13 protein-coding genes are annotated in these 15,014 nt (G+C 40.1%); 6 read left to right on the top strand and 7 right to left on the bottom strand.

The window, feature by feature from the left end; genetic code table 11:
• Nucleotides 1-64: 64 nt before the first annotated feature.
• A complete protein-coding gene (locus tag IPM47_17195) occupies nt 65-796 on the bottom strand; it encodes a hypothetical protein (protein ID QQS28565.1) in 732 nt (243 codons plus the stop codon).
• A gap of 155 nt (nt 797-951) precedes the next feature.
• Between IPM47_17195 and udk the strand changes: the two genes are divergently transcribed.
• Nucleotides 952-1,569, top strand: coding sequence for a uridine kinase (gene udk / locus IPM47_17190; GenBank protein QQS28564.1), 618 nt, complete (start codon nt 952-954; stop codon nt 1,567-1,569).
• 212 nt (nt 1,570-1,781) lie between these two features.
• Here the strand turns inward: udk and IPM47_17185 are convergent, their stop codons facing one another.
• Nucleotides 1,782-2,318, bottom strand: coding sequence for a dCTP deaminase (locus tag IPM47_17185; protein ID QQS28563.1), 537 nt, complete (start codon nt 2,316-2,318; stop codon nt 1,782-1,784).
• 169 nt (nt 2,319-2,487) lie between these two features.
• A complete protein-coding gene (locus tag IPM47_17180) occupies nt 2,488-3,408 on the bottom strand; it encodes a hypothetical protein (protein ID QQS28562.1) in 921 nt (306 codons plus the stop codon).
• A 199-nt stretch (nt 3,409-3,607) separates the two neighbouring features.
• Between IPM47_17180 and fumC the strand changes: the two genes are divergently transcribed.
• Together fumC and IPM47_17170 are read left to right on the top strand one after the other, a co-directional pair.
• Entirely contained in the window at nt 3,608-5,005 is a 1,398-nt protein-coding gene (gene fumC / locus IPM47_17175) for a class II fumarate hydratase (GenBank protein QQS28561.1), read from the top strand.
• Between the two features lie 97 nt (nt 5,006-5,102).
• A complete protein-coding gene (locus tag IPM47_17170; protein QQS28560.1) occupies nt 5,103-6,026 on the top strand; it encodes a ribonuclease Z in 924 nt (307 codons plus the stop codon).
• 12 nt (nt 6,027-6,038) lie between these two features.
• Here the strand turns inward: IPM47_17170 and IPM47_17165 are convergent, their stop codons facing one another.
• From IPM47_17165 to IPM47_17155, 3 genes are all read right to left on the bottom strand, one after another.
• On the bottom strand, nt 6,039-6,923 hold the full coding sequence (locus tag IPM47_17165) for a MerR family transcriptional regulator (GenBank protein ID QQS28559.1): 885 nt from the start codon (nt 6,921-6,923) through the stop codon (nt 6,039-6,041).
• 136 nt (nt 6,924-7,059) lie between these two features.
• Complete coding sequence (locus tag IPM47_17160) at nt 7,060-8,844, bottom strand: ABC transporter ATP-binding protein (GenBank protein ID QQS28558.1); 1,785 nt, start codon at nt 8,842-8,844, stop codon at nt 7,060-7,062.
• Between the two features lie 113 nt (nt 8,845-8,957).
• Nucleotides 8,958-10,061: a leucine-rich repeat domain-containing protein gene (locus tag IPM47_17155; GenBank protein QQS28557.1), complete on the bottom strand. Its 1,104-nt coding sequence runs from the start codon at nt 10,059-10,061 to the stop codon at nt 8,958-8,960.
• A 416-nt stretch (nt 10,062-10,477) separates the two neighbouring features.
• Here IPM47_17155 and IPM47_17150 point away from each other — a divergent pair, with 416 nt between their 5' ends.
• Nucleotides 10,478-11,131, top strand: coding sequence for a glycosyltransferase family 39 protein (locus tag IPM47_17150; protein QQS28556.1), 654 nt, complete (start codon nt 10,478-10,480; stop codon nt 11,129-11,131).
• Nucleotides 11,119-12,729, top strand: coding sequence for a tetratricopeptide repeat protein (locus IPM47_17145; GenBank protein QQS28555.1), 1,611 nt, complete (start codon nt 11,119-11,121; stop codon nt 12,727-12,729). The genes IPM47_17150 and IPM47_17145 overlap by 13 nt, the downstream gene beginning before the upstream one ends.
• A 359-nt stretch (nt 12,730-13,088) precedes the next feature.
• Here the strand turns inward: IPM47_17145 and IPM47_17140 are convergent, their stop codons facing one another.
• Nucleotides 13,089-13,925 carry a PrsW family intramembrane metalloprotease gene (locus IPM47_17140; protein ID QQS28554.1) on the bottom strand — a complete coding sequence of 279 codons (837 nt, stop codon included), beginning with the start codon at nt 13,923-13,925 and terminating at the stop codon, nt 13,089-13,091.
• Between the two features lie 235 nt (nt 13,926-14,160).
• Here IPM47_17140 and IPM47_17135 point away from each other — a divergent pair, with 235 nt between their 5' ends.
• Nucleotides 14,161-14,967 (top strand): TatD family hydrolase, encoded by an 807-nt coding sequence (locus IPM47_17135; GenBank protein ID QQS28553.1) that lies wholly within the window; start codon nt 14,161-14,163, stop codon nt 14,965-14,967.
• Nucleotides 14,968-15,014: the final 47 nt, after the last annotated feature.

Genomic DNA, 15,014 nt, shown 5'->3' with positions numbered 1-15,014 from the left:
AATGAGACCATTACCTGAAATACTAACCCGGAACCAATAAATTTTTGATAAAAAATCGGTTGACCTACATCACCGGCAAAAACAATCCCAACCGGTAAAACTCTGACGAGAAGCCTTCGTTGCGGGTAAAATTTGCCCCCGCCGAAAACCGGAAATAATAGCCCTTTGGCAGGGTAAATTTGATGTATGGTCCTAACCAGCGGTAAAGGTTTTTAGCCTCTGCATGGGTCATTCGGGTAATATCGAATTGTTCATAGTGCACACCAGCCGATACATACTGATGCAACACTGCACCGGCAAAAATCCATCCCAGAAAATAGTCGGTCGTTACGGGGCCTTCTTTACGCAGGGCTTTGTAATAGGCGGCATACAGCTCGCTTTCCAATCGCCCTTTGTTGTAAAAAAGAGCAAGGTTCGGAACCATCCCATCCGCAATAACCCCTTCCGCACCGCCCGAAAGCAGTTTGCCATGGGTAAACCCAATTGAGGGATTGACCAATAATCCCTCGGCAGGCAGGAAACTGACCCCGGCACCGGCTTCCAAAAACCAGTCCGTTCCGGCAGGAAAAGCATTGGCAAACCCCGGATTAGTCCAGAAGATGCCATAAAAGGTAAAACTGAGGTTTGGTTTTAACCCAAAGCTGCCCGTAACGATGGGGTAAAATCCGAAAGACGGGTCATGGGGAATGGTAAAGGCAAGGGTAGGGGCAGGCACGTCATTTTGGGCAAAGGCAGGTCGAACGGCAGGTAAAATCAAAATCTGAAGCAGCAACAGGTAAAGGAGTAATCTTTTCATAACCCGAAAATTAAGGAGTTTGGTAAAATAATTGCTCCCCAAAAGTAGCAAATTATTTCAACGTCAGAGATTTACCCCATTTCAGTTCAGCCGTTTCATAAATTAGTTGTTAATTTGCGCAAACATCATCAATCCGCAACCCGCATCAACTCAATATGCTCGTAGTAGGAATTGCCGGAGGTACCGGTTCGGGAAAAACAACCGTTGTCAGAAAAATAGTGGACTTGTTGCCCGAAAACCGCGTCATTGTCCTGCCGCAAGACAATTATTACCGCGACAACAGCCATTTGCCTTTGGCAGAAAGACACCTGCTCAACTTCGACCATCCCGCTTCCATCGAATTTGAACTATTGGTCGAGCATGTAACCCTCCTGAAAAGCGGGCAACCCATCCACATGCCCTTCTATTCCTACCTTACCTGCACGCGGCAGCACGAAACCCTCCTCATCCAGCCCAACGATGTGTTAATTGTAGAGGGAATTTTAATCATGACCGATGAAAACCTGCGAAATTGCATGGACATCAAGGTCTATGTAGATGCCGATGCAGACGACAGGCTCATCCGGTGTATCAGCCGCGATATTTTGGAACGGGGGCGAAGCATCAAACAGGTGTTAGACCGGTATGAGAAAACGGTAAAGCCCATGCACCAGCAGTTTATAGAGCCTACCAAACGTTTTGCAGACATTATCGTGCCGCAGGGCGGAAATAACGATGTAGCAATCAATGTTATCTCCTCAATGATACGCCTTCACCTGCACAACAGGGATTAGGTTTTTAAGTGTGAATGGATAATGGATAATGGATAATGGATAATGGATAATGGATAATGGATAATGGATAATGGATAATGGAGAATGGAGAATGGATAATGGTTTTTTTGGGCTTCTTTTCCTTTTTATAAAACCAACATTAAAAAAAGGCACAAATTGTCAATTGTCAATTGCCAATTGCCAATTGCCAATTGCCAATTGCTAATTGCCAATTAAAACGTGTTTTTCCACATCATACTTTCCACAGGTTTAAGCGTCCGTTTCGTATATTTGGCGTTCATCTTTTTGTGATAAAGGTTGTTGATTTCCCCTTCAATGGTAAAATAAATCAACTGCCCGACCGGCATCCCGGCATACACCTTTACCGGTTGAACACACGATATTTCCAGCGTCCACGTATTGCAGAAGCCCACATCCCCCTTGCCCGCAGTGGCATGAATATCAATTCCCAACCTCCCGATGCTCGATTTGCCTTCCAGAAACGGAACATGCTCATGCGTTTCGGTATATTCTTCGGTAACGCCCAGATACAACGTGCCCGGTTGCAAAATCAAACCTTCGGGAGGAATAATCATCTCCTCAATTTCATTGTGTTTCCTCGCATCCAGCACGCGGTTTTTATAGACCGCAAGATACCGGCTCAGATGCACATCATAAGAGTTCGTCCCTAAACATTCGTGTCTGAAAGGTTCAATAACTATAGAGCCTTTCCGGATATGCTCCATAATCATTTTGTCTGATAGTATCATGTCGCGTTGAGGTTAAAATTTGAGGGGGCAAAAATATAAGTAAAGATTAAAAAGTCGGGCATCACAAGTGCATCTGCTTCAATTTTTTAAGGTAAAAACAAAAGTAATCAACATTGCAGGTTAAAAACAAAAGTCAGGCTACATTTTTTATGGAATTTTTTCCTTCAAATCAGGTCGAAATCTGCCAGACCAACAAAGTCCGGTCGTCCCCGCCCGAAACCAAAGCCTGAACATCGGGCAACCACAGCAAACAGTTCACCGAGTTTTTATGAGTGTTCCGGTTGTCAGATTTCAAAGGGTCAATCACTTTAAGCAATTCAAAAGTTTCGGCATCCCAGAGCTTAATCGTTTTGTCGCGCGAGGCAGAAGCAAACAAAGAAAAGGGTGGGAGATAAGTCAGGCTGTTGATGGTAAACAAATGCGCAGGGATGGTGTGCAATAAAACGGAGGATTTCCCCGGGTTCATCTCCCAAACCGACAAATATGCATCCCGTGAACCGCAAAGCAAATAACGCCCATCGGGTGAAAACCTGACCGAGAAAACGGAGCTTTGGTGAAAAGATAGCACTTCGGAAATCTCAAACGTTTCCAGATTGACTAAATAAACCAAGTTATCACTGCAACCTAAAGCCAGAACAGGTAAAACGGGGTGAATATGAATACTGCGGATACTGCTTAGGCAAATCTGAAGTTGGCGGGAAATGGCAAGCGTAGCAATGTCTGTTTCAAAAAGCTGACCCGTTCCCGAACCAAAATACATCACGCTTTGGTTAGTCTCCACACAAAACACGGGTTTGCCGGTCTGTATAGACGAATCCAACAAAGTTTTCTGGTGATAATCAATAAAATAAAGCGTTCCCTGCATAGTTCCAACCGCCAAAAGCCGGGGAATGGGTAAAAGCTTCAACGAAAACACATTGGAAGGAGCCTGCGCAACGGCTGTTCCTAAATCTTTCTCCCTCAAATCCCATTTCACCACCCAGCCGTTGCCATCTGCGCTATAAAAACAGGAAGGTTCTTCTGCCGCTGAAAGGGCAAAAACAGCAGCAGTATGTCCGGTTAGTTGATGTGTTTGAACAATTGACAACATGTATTAAGCAATCAGATGAGCTCAGGGCTGCAAGGTACAGAATTTAACCAAAGTAAACAGAAAAGAAAAGAAACAGGGTTAAACAGTCCATCTATCGGCGCTGTTGTTAAAGGTGTCGGCTATGTCAAACCAAATCTAAACACCAACTTTCCGAACTTAACCCCTATCTTTGCAATTCTTCAAAAAAACAAATAAATTCATGTCAGTACCTTACCGAACCGAAAAAGATACCATGGGCATTGTATTAGTGCCCGCAAACAGATATTGGGGAGCACAAACCCAACGGTCATCTCAGAACTTCACCATTGGCGGTCAAAAGATGCCGGTAGAAATAATCCGGGCTTACGCCATCCTTAAAAAGGCGGCTGCATTTGCAAACGTCATCTGCGATGAGTTCAGCGCCGAAAAAGCAAACCTGATTGCCACGGTTTGCGACGAAATATCAGCCGGTAAATTAGACGATGAGTTCCCTTTGGTAGTATGGCAAACCGGTTCCGGCACACAAACCAACATGAATGTAAATGAGGTAATCGCCAACCGTGCCCACGTCTTGTCAGGAGGACTTTTGACCGATGAAAAAAAAATCCTCCACCCAAACGACGATGTCAATAAATCCCAGTCTTCAAACGATACCTTCCCGACTGCCATGCACATCGCTGCATACAGTTTAATCGTAGAACACACCATCCCTAACATCGAAGAACTCCGAAACGTGTTGAAACAAAAAAGCGAGGAGTTTATGAAAGTGGTTAAAATAGGTCGCACCCATTTTATGGATGCAACCCCGTTAACGCTTGGGCAGGAATTTTCCGGGTATGTATCCCAGTTAGACCATTCCCTTCGGACAATACGTCATACCCTCCATCATTTGTCTGAGCTCGCATTGGGAGGCTCGGCAGTAGGCACCGGAATCAACGTTCCCAAAGGGTATGCCGAAGAAGTAGCCGGTCAAATAGCACAATTGACCGGTCATCCCTTCATCACCGCCGAAAACAAGTTTGAAGCCCTCGCCGCCCACGATGCAGTAGTCGCAGCTTCAGGCGCATTAAAAACAATGGCAGTAAGCCTGATGAAAATTGCAAACGATATCCGCATCTTAGCATCAGGACCAAGAAGCGGAATCGGCGAAATCACCATCCCCGAAAACGAACCGGGTTCTTCCATCATGCCCGGAAAGGTAAATCCAACCCAATCGGAAGCCATGACCATGGTTTGCGCACAGGTAATGGGCAACGATGTTGCGATCAACGTGGGTGGCTGTTCCGGACATTTTGAACTCAATGTTTTTAAACCCATGATGATTTACAACCTGCTTCAATCAGCCAGACTTTTAGGCGATGCTGCCGGTTCTTTCTCCAAACACTGTGCCGTAGGAATTCAGCCAAACTATGCAGCAATAAAAAAACACCTTCAAAATTCATTGATGCTCGTAACAGCCCTGAACACTAAAATAGGCTACGACAATGCAGCAAAAATTGCAAAAACAGCACACGCTGAGGGAAAAACACTCAAAGAAGTAGCCATGCAACTCGGATTGCTCACCTCAGAACAATTCGACGAATGGGTAGTTCCGGAAAACATGGTAGGTCCGGTGTAATGTAATTATCCCAAGTCCATTTTTTGCCCGTTTTTTTATCGGAAGGCATCTGAATACAAGAACCTGAATTTTTGCCAATCATCTTATCGAACTGACCATGACTTTTACCGTAACCATTCTTGGTTCTAATTCGGCAATGCCGGTGTATGACCGGCACCCCTCCGCACAGTTGGTCAATGTAAACGAAAACCTGTTCTTGATAGATTGTGGTGAAGGCACGCAAATGCAGTTGCAGAAGTACGGGATCAGATACCATAAAATCAACCATATTTTTATCTCTCATTTACATGGCGATCATTTTCACGGCCTACTCCCGCTGCTCGACACTTTCATGTTAACCGACCGGAAATCACCCCTTTACTTGTTTGCCCCTCCCGATTTCTTGAAAGTATTGGAATTGCATCAGATGGTTTCATCCAAAGGCTACAAACCTGAGTATCCGATTATCTTTCAACCGGTTGATGCCGGTAAAACAGGGGTAATTTTTGAAAACAAACACCTTAGTATCAGCACGCTGCCTATGATTCACGGGTTACCCTGTACCGGTTTTTTGTTAAAACAAAAAATAGTTGACCGTAAAATGAAAGCCGGTAAAATTCAGGAATATCAAATCCCCTTTTCCCTGATTGACGGCATCAAAAAGGGGGATAATTTCATCACCCCATCAGGCAGAGTAATCTCAAATCAGGAGCTAACCGAGGACCCTCCGGTTCCCCGTTCTTACGCCTATTGTTCCGACACATCTTTTAATGAAAACTTAATTCCGTTGTTAAAGGGAGTAGATGTATTGTACCATGAAAGCACTTATCTTGAGGATATGCAGGAATTTGCTGCCGCGCGGGGACATTCAACAGCAACCGATGCCGCAAAAATAGCAAGTGCCGCCAAGGTACAGCGGTTATATTTAGGGCATTTCTCATCCCGATACGAAAAAACGGATCGTTTTCTGAAAGAAGCGCGCAAAGTATTTAAAGAAACCTGCCTTGCTTTGGAAGGTTCGGTCATCAATGTTTTGGAATAAAGGTTTTTAATCTTATTCAGATATCTGAAACAATTCCAGCACTTCCTCTAATTTATGCAGTAGCCTGACATTTTTTGGAGGCAGCTCTTTATACCCTTCTAACCTCATACCGGAAACAAAAACAGGTGAATTGTCAAAAGAAGAGGATAATTTTCCCAAATAAGCCCCAAGCTCATCATCAGTTGGCAATGAAGTGAAAATCGTGTAAATACCATCGGGTTGTTTCAGCTTGAACACCTCCACAACATCAGCCAAAGGCACACTCATGCCGAGGTAAGTGATTTTGTGGTTTTTGCATTTTAGGAGGTAGTATAAAAAAAGCAAACTGATTTCATGCAATTCTCCTTCCGGCAAAAACAACAGATAATGTTTTGAATCTTTGTCTGCTTTTGTAACTTGCCCGTCAATGGCCACAATGATTTTTTGACGAATCAGGTTGGTAATAAAATGTTCCTGTGCCGGAGTGATAATGCTTGTCAGCCACATCATACCGATTTTTTCTAAAAATGGATAAACAACCCTCAGCATTGTTTTGAACAAACCAAGTTGAGAAATAGAGGCAGAAATAATATTTTCAAATCTGTCCTCGTCCACATCAATCATCGCTTCTGTAAGTTCATTGATCAGCGTATCGTACTTTAACTCAGACTTACTCAGATGGGTTATGCTTTTCTTAATATCATCCGAACTCATCCTGGCAATCTTTCCTATCCGATACCCCATTTTGCTGAGCAGCACAACGTTTAAAATGAGTTTTAACTCGTTGTCGGTATAAAAACGAATATTAGTATCTGTCCTGTAAGGTTTAAAAAGATTGTAGCGCTGTTCCCAAATCCTAAGTGTATGCGCTTTGATACCCGATAAATTCTCAATGTCTTTAATTGAATATAGTGCCATTTACAGGACTCTTTGTTGAGGTTCAGTTAATTTTTCTTCAACAAACAAAGATGGAAAATGTTTACCCGCACATTGTATAAAAGACAGAAGCCGATCTTGGTCTTAGACAAGTTCCCCACCTAAAAAAATCTGATTGTCAGGCTTGTTCAATTAAAGCGCCAAATTGGGTGTCGTGCAATTTGCGGTATTGCCCGTTGAGTTCTAACAAAGATTCATGATTCCCCATTTCAACGATTTTACCTTTGTCCAAAACAATAATTTGGTGGGCATGTTGGATGGTTGACAGACGGTGGGCAATGATGATGGCAGTTCTGTTTTGCACCAATTTATCCATCGCATACTGCACCATCTGTTCGGTTTCGGTATCAATAGATGAAGTTGCTTCATCTAAAATGAGAATTCTCGGATTGAAAACCAAAGCCCTGATAAAGGAAATCATTTGACGTTGACCCATAGAAAGGGTTGCCCCCCGTTCCATAACCTGATAATCATAACCACCCGGAAGCTTTTCTATAAATTCATCGGCTCCCATCATTTTAGCAGCATGAATGACCTGTTCGCGGTTGATGTCGGGATTTCTCAAAGTAATATTTTCTAAAACAGAACCTGAAAACAGGAATACATCCTGTAAAACCAAACCAATATTACTTCGAAGAGAATCTAAAGTATAATCCTTAATATCTGTACCATCAATGGTAATTGTTCCTTGTTGTATATCATAAAAACGGTTCAGAATATTAATGATAGATGATTTACCGGCCCCTGTAGCTCCAACAATGGCGAGCGTTTGCCCTTTTTGAACTTCAAAATTTACATCTCTGAGTACCCAATCTTTGTCGTTGTATGAAAACCATACATGACTGAACCCGATGTTTCCTTCGAAACTTGCGGTAAGTTTACCGGTATCTGCAATCTTTTCATCGCGGTCAAGAACCGAAAAAACCCGTTCGGATGCAACCATCCCCATTTGCAGGGTATTAAACTTATCGGCCAACATCCGCATTGGGTAAAACAACATATTCAGGTATAAAATAAAAGCTATCAAAACCCCTAAAGTTGTATAATTACTGATGACAGAATGTGCGCCATACCAGACCAATAATCCCAATGCGGTGGCTATGATGATTTCAACTGCAGGAAAAAAAACAGAATAATACCAGATTGAATGGATGTTAGCATCTGTTTGCCGTTGATTTATTTCTTTGAACTTGTCCATTTCCTGTTGCTCGGCTGCAAAAATCTGAACAACACCCATACCTGAAATATGCTCCTGTAAAAAGGCATTCATTCTCGCTACTTGTGTTCTGACCTCCTGAAAAGTTTTTTTAATTCCTTCTTTAAACAGATAAGTGGCATAAACTAACAGCGGAAAGGTGGTCATACAAACAAAAGTCAACCTCCAATCAGTATAAAACATAATTGAAAGCACCATAATAATGGTAAACAAATCGGCAATGATGGTTATCATACCTTCAGAAAAAACATCATTTACCGCTTCTACATCGTTGATTGCCCTTGTCGTGGAAGTTCCGATAGGAGTCGTATCAAAATAACGCAGTCTGAAATTAAGGATATGGGTAAATACACTGACCCGAAGATTTTTAATGACCGACTGACCTAACCAGGACGTTAAATAACCAAACTGATACCGGCACACACTTTCGAGTGCTAACATAAATACCAGCAACATGGTCATCCGGCTTAAACCCTTTCCATCTCCAACCAGGATATAATTGTCAACAGTCAACTGAACCAGATAAGGACGTAAGGGGCTAAGTCCTGCCAACAACAAAGCCAAAAAAGTAGCAATTATAAATTGTACTTTAAAGGGTTTTGCCAAAGCAACAACGCGCTTAAATAATTGCCAGTCTAAAACATTTCCGCTTTTGTTTTGATTCTTTGTGCTTTCGGACTGACTCATAAGATAGCGTTTGTATGTGGTATCAGGCTTCTAAAATTAGACATAAATGGAAATTAAACTCAGTAATTCCTGCTTTTGTTCATAAGAAAATCAGGTTACTTTTTTTACTGCTTTCAATAAATCACCTCACAAGTTGGATGGAGCGATTGAAATCTTTCAATTTCTGAAGGAGTGATTGAGGTGTTTTTGCAATACAGTTTTTCCAGATTTTTCAAATTGGCGAGCGGTTCTAAAGAGGTTACTTTTGTGCCGCTGATGTTAAGAATGCGCAACAATCCTAATTTGGTTAAATACTGCAAATCACTGACCGGTGTGTTAATACACGAAAGGGTTTCCAATGCGCCTATATTTCGTATGGGTTCTAAGGAAGATACTTTAGTATGGGATATATCTAAGTGGATTAATAAATGTAATCCATAAATAGGCCCGATATCATTAATTTTAGTGGATGAGGCATCTAAATATCTTAACGATATCAACTCTTTAACCGGTTCTAAAGATGAAATTGGGGTAAATGAACAACGCAAATCCTGCAACTTGGTCATTTTTGCAACAGGTTCCAAAGATTCTACCGGAGTATTTTCAAATCTAAGCGAGAGCATTTTGGTATGTTCTGACAGGGGTTCAAGAGAAGAGACTTTTGTACCCGTAAGAATTAACACCTGCATTTTTTTCAAAGGACGAAGCGGTTCAATGTCGGCAATGTCTTTTTGTGGCATTGTAATCATCAACCTGTTTTCAAACAAATAAGTAACTTGCTTTTGATCGGCTTCTCCTGTGATATAATCTCCTTCACCTTCAATATAGTCCGAATCAGGGTTTAAAATGTCCTGCCATTCTTTATCGAGACCGTTCCACCATTCAACTGTCGGAGGCTCCGGTTTCGGCTCAGGTTCTATATTCGGAAGGGCTTTAATTTTTTCATCAATTTCTGCGAGTTTTTCATCTGCATATTGCTTCAGTACTTCTGAAGCAGCAATGCGTTTCACTTCTCTGAAATGCTCCTTTGCCTTTGTGTATTCCATTTGTATTAAATAGCTTTCGGCTGTTTTTAATACAAAATTGACAGTATCTGCTTCCTTTTGAATAGCAGCCTTTACTTCTTCCAAATTTACTTTCTCTTTTTCTTTGCCTGATTTTTTACATCCGTTTTGAAAAACAAGAAAACTCGCTAAAAACATCAATAACAAAAACAAGCAAAAGCTATAAAATCTCATGATAAAACGGAGTTTAGTGACTTAGTAAACCAAAACAGTTCCCGAAAATTGACCTAAAACCAAATCAAAAACTGAACACTGCATGTTTTTGGTTTATTTTGAGTGCATGAAAACGAACTAAATAAAAATTGGTGTAAATGTAGAGTTTTGATAGCTAATTTACCACATACAGAAGAAAACAAACTTAATCAGCAGCTTTGAAAGGGAGGTAAATTTATTTTTCCAATAAAACAAGCTGACGGTTTAAACAAATCAAAACATTAAGTAAGAAAAACCAATTGTTTGAGCAGGAAAATTTATGGTTCAAAAGTCCGCACTAATGTTAATCTGCCTATCTTGCTGCCTGTTATAAACCAAAGCTGTAAACAATTTATTAATTGAACTGCATGTTTCCGGAACGCGAATTATACAGATAAATGCCAAATACATTCCACTTTTTCAAAGATTTTTTTGGCGAAATTTCGGGAAAGGCAGCCCTGATTTTTTGTGTTGCTTTTTTACTGTTCTCCAACACAATAGGCCATAATTATGCATGGGATGACTATGCTGTCATTGTCAACAACCAACATACTCAAAAAGGTTGGAAGGCATTGCCTGAGATTTTTACACAGAAAGTTTATCTGCCCGAACGTCAAATTTATCGTCCGGTTGTACAATCGTCTTTTGCTTTAGAGGTTGCTGTATTTGGGAACAATCCGCATGTTGCCCATTTTTTCAATGTACTTATCTATGCTTGTGTTTGTGTTGCGCTGTTTTTTTTGTTGCATTTGCTTTTTGGAGCCAAATTCCCTTGGCTTTCTTTTTATACGGTCTTACTATATACTGTAATGCCTGTTCATTCTGAGTCCGTTGCCAATATTAAAAGCCGTGATGAACTGCTGATGCTGTTTTTTGGATTGTGTATGTTAATCTGTATTGTAAAAGCAGTTTCTACCTTTCATTGGCGATATATCGCAGGAGCATTATTTGCTTTTACCCTTTCTTTTCTATGTAAAGAAAATGGCATATTGTTATTGTTTATTGCCCCGTTATTGCCATTTATATACAACCAAAACCAATGGTTTGGGTAAGTTTTCAATGGAAAACAAACAGACTTGTTTTTACCACAGTATCCATTTTAATTCTGGCTATCCTGGCACTGTCCTTAAGTTTGCAGTTTAAAGTTTTAGCCTTATTCAATATATTATTACTGTTGACCGGTTATCTGATATGGTCAGTTAAAAAAGCCAAAACTACTTTTAAAAAATTACTTCCTTTAACGGTTGTTTTGTTTTTAGCAGTTGTACTGTACTCCATGTTAGTGCAAACCAATTCTGATAATCAAGAGGAAAAAGAATTATTGAAAGAGGAACAAGTGACAACACTTCCTCCGCCTCCACCACAACCAAACAGGTTGGTTGAACCTTTGAACAATGTATTGGTTGGTGCTACCGGAAATAGCCAAAAAGTGTCAACTATTGCTTTAATCATGGGTAAATACGTGCAATTGATGGTATTGCCTGTAACTCTAGTATATCATTACGGGTATAACCAACTTCCGTTGACAGATTTTACCGATTTTCGCGTTTGGGTTTCCATTCTTCTTCATCTTAGTTTGCTCTTTTATGCTTTTGCAGGTTTAAGGAAACGAAAAATTTTATCCTTTGCTATTCTTTTCTATTTTATTTCTATTTCCGTTTATACACATATCACTATTTTCCTGCCCGAAACGCTTCAGATTCCTTTGTTTGGCAATTATATACTGAAAATATACGCACAACTTTACAACATTCTCCCAGACACATTAGCCGAACGATTTTTATTGATGCCCTCCATTGGATTTTGTATTGCATTGGTCTATGTTTTGGGATTTGCTACTCAAAAGTATTTTAACCCCGAAGAATCCAATCGTGTGAACAATTACGCTTTTTGGTTAATTTTTGGAGGGTTGATGTTGTTTTACGGAGTAAAAACCTTTTCAAGAAACACAGTTTGGAAAGACAATGAAACCCTTTTTACTTCCGACATCCAAAACATGCCCGATAATGCAATGGCTCATGTTTACTATGGAAAGGTTTGGCTAAACAAACTCCATTCTGCCCGAAACAAAGAGCAAGCATTTAGTTTTTTTAAAAAATTTGAAGCGGCACAACTTCGTGCTATAGAAATTTACCCAAAATTTCTGTCTGCCCGGTTAGATTTGGCAGCCGCATATCAAGACTTAGGGGTGCCGGACAAAGCACAATCTGTTTTAGAAGAAACCATAGATTTATTGAAAGACGAGCCTGCGGCACATTTCGGGTTCGGACATTTTTTTTACCGGCAAGAGAAATATAAGGAAGCAATCCCGTATTTTGAAAATGCCCTTACGCTCGAAGAATATTACCCTGAAGCATATCGCTATCTTGCCTGGTGCTATTTTCATACAAAAGATGATTACAAAGCACACAGTATTCTAATCAAAGGGGCAGAATTATACCAGGACAAATCCCATTTCTATACACTTTCTGCCCATTTTTATTCGCTCCAATCCGATTATAAAAGGGCAATAACAGCGGCAGAAAAAGCAATTGCCATTAACCCCAATGATAAAACTGCTTTGCTCACGCTTGCCAAATCTTATGAACAAATGGGAGATTCATCTCAAATGAAATTTTACCAAGAAAGGGCAGAGGCAATTAAAAATTAACCGGAAATTAAAAATTTTATATTAATAAGGACAGACTCATCAAAACAAGGCATTGCCTTGAATATTAAAGGCGGTTGATTTAAAACAGAACAAGTCGTAATGGAAATTACACAGATTTTACAATAATCTTAGCACAATGTGTTTGCTTCCTCAAAGGGCAAATATAAGTGCCATTAGCAAAACCATAACTTTTTATAGGATAATAGGGTTTGATGTATGGGGTATAGATAACCCCAAAAGTTCCAACTTCTGTAAAGGGCCGAACCGTGGAGCTTTAGTCCATGGAAATTATTAGCATTTTTATAAGAAGCCGATTGCCAACTTATCCTGCAGATTCAAAAATGTTCGACCATCAACAATCAAACACCCCATTTCCCATCATCAGGTTTGTTTTGATCAATGTCTGAATTAGGGTTATTATTTTCAGGGGGTAAATTGGGGTCTATTTCAGTGTCTGCAAAAAAATCAGAAGACATTTCGAGTGAATTTAAATCGGGAACACTTAAATTTTCCTCAACAATATTATCCGGATGGAAAGGGGATGCTTTCTGATGAATAGCAATAGCACGTTTTGAAAAACGAATTGCAAAAACCAATACAATAATGGTAACGATACTGAGTGCGGGGTAATTCTTTTGCATAATAAAGAAATCATAAGCTCCGTGAGCCAAAACTGCCCATAACAAACCCGACAACACCAGTTTATTTCTGTTTTCGGGATTAAACTTTGCCAGTCCTATATAATATCCCATGATAACTCCAAAAGCAGCATGAGCAGGAACTGCGGTAAACATTCGGATTAATGCTACGCTCATTCCGCCGTCTGCCACATAGAGGATGTTTTCAAATGCAGCAAACCCCATTCCTATCATAACTCCATAAATGATGCCATCGAAAGGTTCGTTAAATTCCTTGCGGTTAAACAGGATATAGCGCAGGAAAATAAATTTGGCAAATTCTTCTGATAAAGCAACAGCAATAAAGGCATAAGCAAACGTATTGAAGATATTTTCAGAGACTTGAATGCCTACTGATGTTCCTATAAAACTGCCAATCAGAGCAGGAAAAATACTCATGATGCCCAGAAAAAAACTCCAAAGCAAAAGTTTGGTCGGTTCTTTTTCGTATTTATCCTTATTGTAAATATACCAAATAATGACAGCGGCAGGTAATAAAGCCAAAAATAGTAATATCATAAGACAAGAGATTTAGATAATTGGAGTTTCAAAAAGCTCTAACATTGCTGTTTTTTAAATTTGCGACAATATAAAGTTTTATACTAAATTTCAACTTCATTCATTAGAAAACAAGGTGATTTGGATGGATTATTACATTTTGTTCTGCAGGTCTTCATTAAAAAGGCTAATTTTACCCCCTTTTTGAAACAAAAAGACGATTTCTTTCTACATCAGGTCAGAATCAGATAATTATATGAAAGTTCTTACAGATACACATGCTCATCTATACCTTGAACATTTTGACCATGACAGGGATGAAGTGATGAAACGAGCACTTTCGAACGGGGTATCGAGGATTTTTCTGCCCAATGTTGATGGCGAGACTATAAAAGCACTTTACAGCCTTGTTGACAACTATCCAAAGAATTGCTTCCCGATGATGGGCTTGCACCCTTGTTCGGTGAAAGAAAACTTTGAGGAGGAATTGCAAACAGCAGAAAACGAGTTAAAAAATTCGGGTAGAAAATTTTATGCAGTTGGTGAAATTGGGCTTGACTTTTATTGGGATCTGACTTTTCGCGAACAACAGTTTGTAGCTTTAGAAAGACAAATCAACTGGGCAAAAGAATTAAACCTGCCGGTTGTTCTTCATTGCAGAAATTCGTTTACCGAGACACTCAAAGTTATTCAACAACATCATGCTACCGGGAATCTGTCCGGAGTATTTCATTGTTTTAGTGGTACGGTAGAAGAAGCATTACAAGTTTCACAATTAGATAACTTCTATATGGGTATTGGGGGAGTCGTTACCTACAAAAAAACAACTCTTATTGAGGTTATCGAAACTTTAGATTTGTCACATTTTGTGCTCGAAACAGATTCGCCGTATTTGGCTCCAGAACCATATCGTTCCTCAAAATACCGCAACGAAAAACGAAACGAAAGCGCATATATTCTTAATATTGCTCAAAAAATGGCCGAAATTAAAAAAGTCAGCCTTGAAGAAGTCGCTCATATTACCACTCAAAATGCAATCCGGTTGTTTCAACTTGACCGTTAATTGGTAAAAAATCAGGCCATCAACAAATTTTTATAGCGAAGCGGTGT

It is taken from the genome of Sphingobacteriales bacterium, from assembly GCA_016700115.1.
In the GTDB taxonomy this organism is placed as follows: Bacteria; Bacteroidota; Bacteroidia; order Chitinophagales; family UBA2359; genus UBA2359.
This window is presented reverse-complemented; position numbering and strand designations above follow the sequence as displayed.

Coding starts and splice junctions, on each gene's coding strand:
- IPM47_17195 (QQS28565.1), bottom strand. CDS start 796: ATGAAAAGATTACTCCTTTACCTGTTGCTGCTTCAGATTTTGATTTTA.
- fumC (QQS28561.1), top strand. CDS start 3,608: ATGTCAGTACCTTACCGAACCGAAAAAGATACCATGGGCATTGTATTA.
- IPM47_17185 (QQS28563.1), bottom strand. CDS start 2,318: ATGATACTATCAGACAAAATGATTATGGAGCATATCCGGAAAGGCTCT.
- IPM47_17135 (QQS28553.1), top strand. CDS start 14,161: ATGAAAGTTCTTACAGATACACATGCTCATCTATACCTTGAACATTTT.
- IPM47_17165 (QQS28559.1), bottom strand. CDS start 6,923: ATGGCACTATATTCAATTAAAGACATTGAGAATTTATCGGGTATCAAA.
- IPM47_17150 (QQS28556.1), top strand. CDS start 10,478: ATGCCAAATACATTCCACTTTTTCAAAGATTTTTTTGGCGAAATTTCG.
- IPM47_17140 (QQS28554.1), bottom strand. CDS start 13,925: ATGATATTACTATTTTTGGCTTTATTACCTGCCGCTGTCATTATTTGG.
- IPM47_17170 (QQS28560.1), top strand. CDS start 5,103: ATGACTTTTACCGTAACCATTCTTGGTTCTAATTCGGCAATGCCGGTG.
- IPM47_17160 (QQS28558.1), bottom strand. CDS start 8,844: ATGAGTCAGTCCGAAAGCACAAAGAATCAAAACAAAAGCGGAAATGTT.
- IPM47_17145 (QQS28555.1), top strand. CDS start 11,119: ATGGTTTGGGTAAGTTTTCAATGGAAAACAAACAGACTTGTTTTTACC.
- IPM47_17180 (QQS28562.1), bottom strand. CDS start 3,408: ATGTTGTCAATTGTTCAAACACATCAACTAACCGGACATACTGCTGCT.
- udk (QQS28564.1), top strand. CDS start 952: ATGCTCGTAGTAGGAATTGCCGGAGGTACCGGTTCGGGAAAAACAACC.
- IPM47_17155 (QQS28557.1), bottom strand. CDS start 10,061: ATGAGATTTTATAGCTTTTGCTTGTTTTTGTTATTGATGTTTTTAGCG.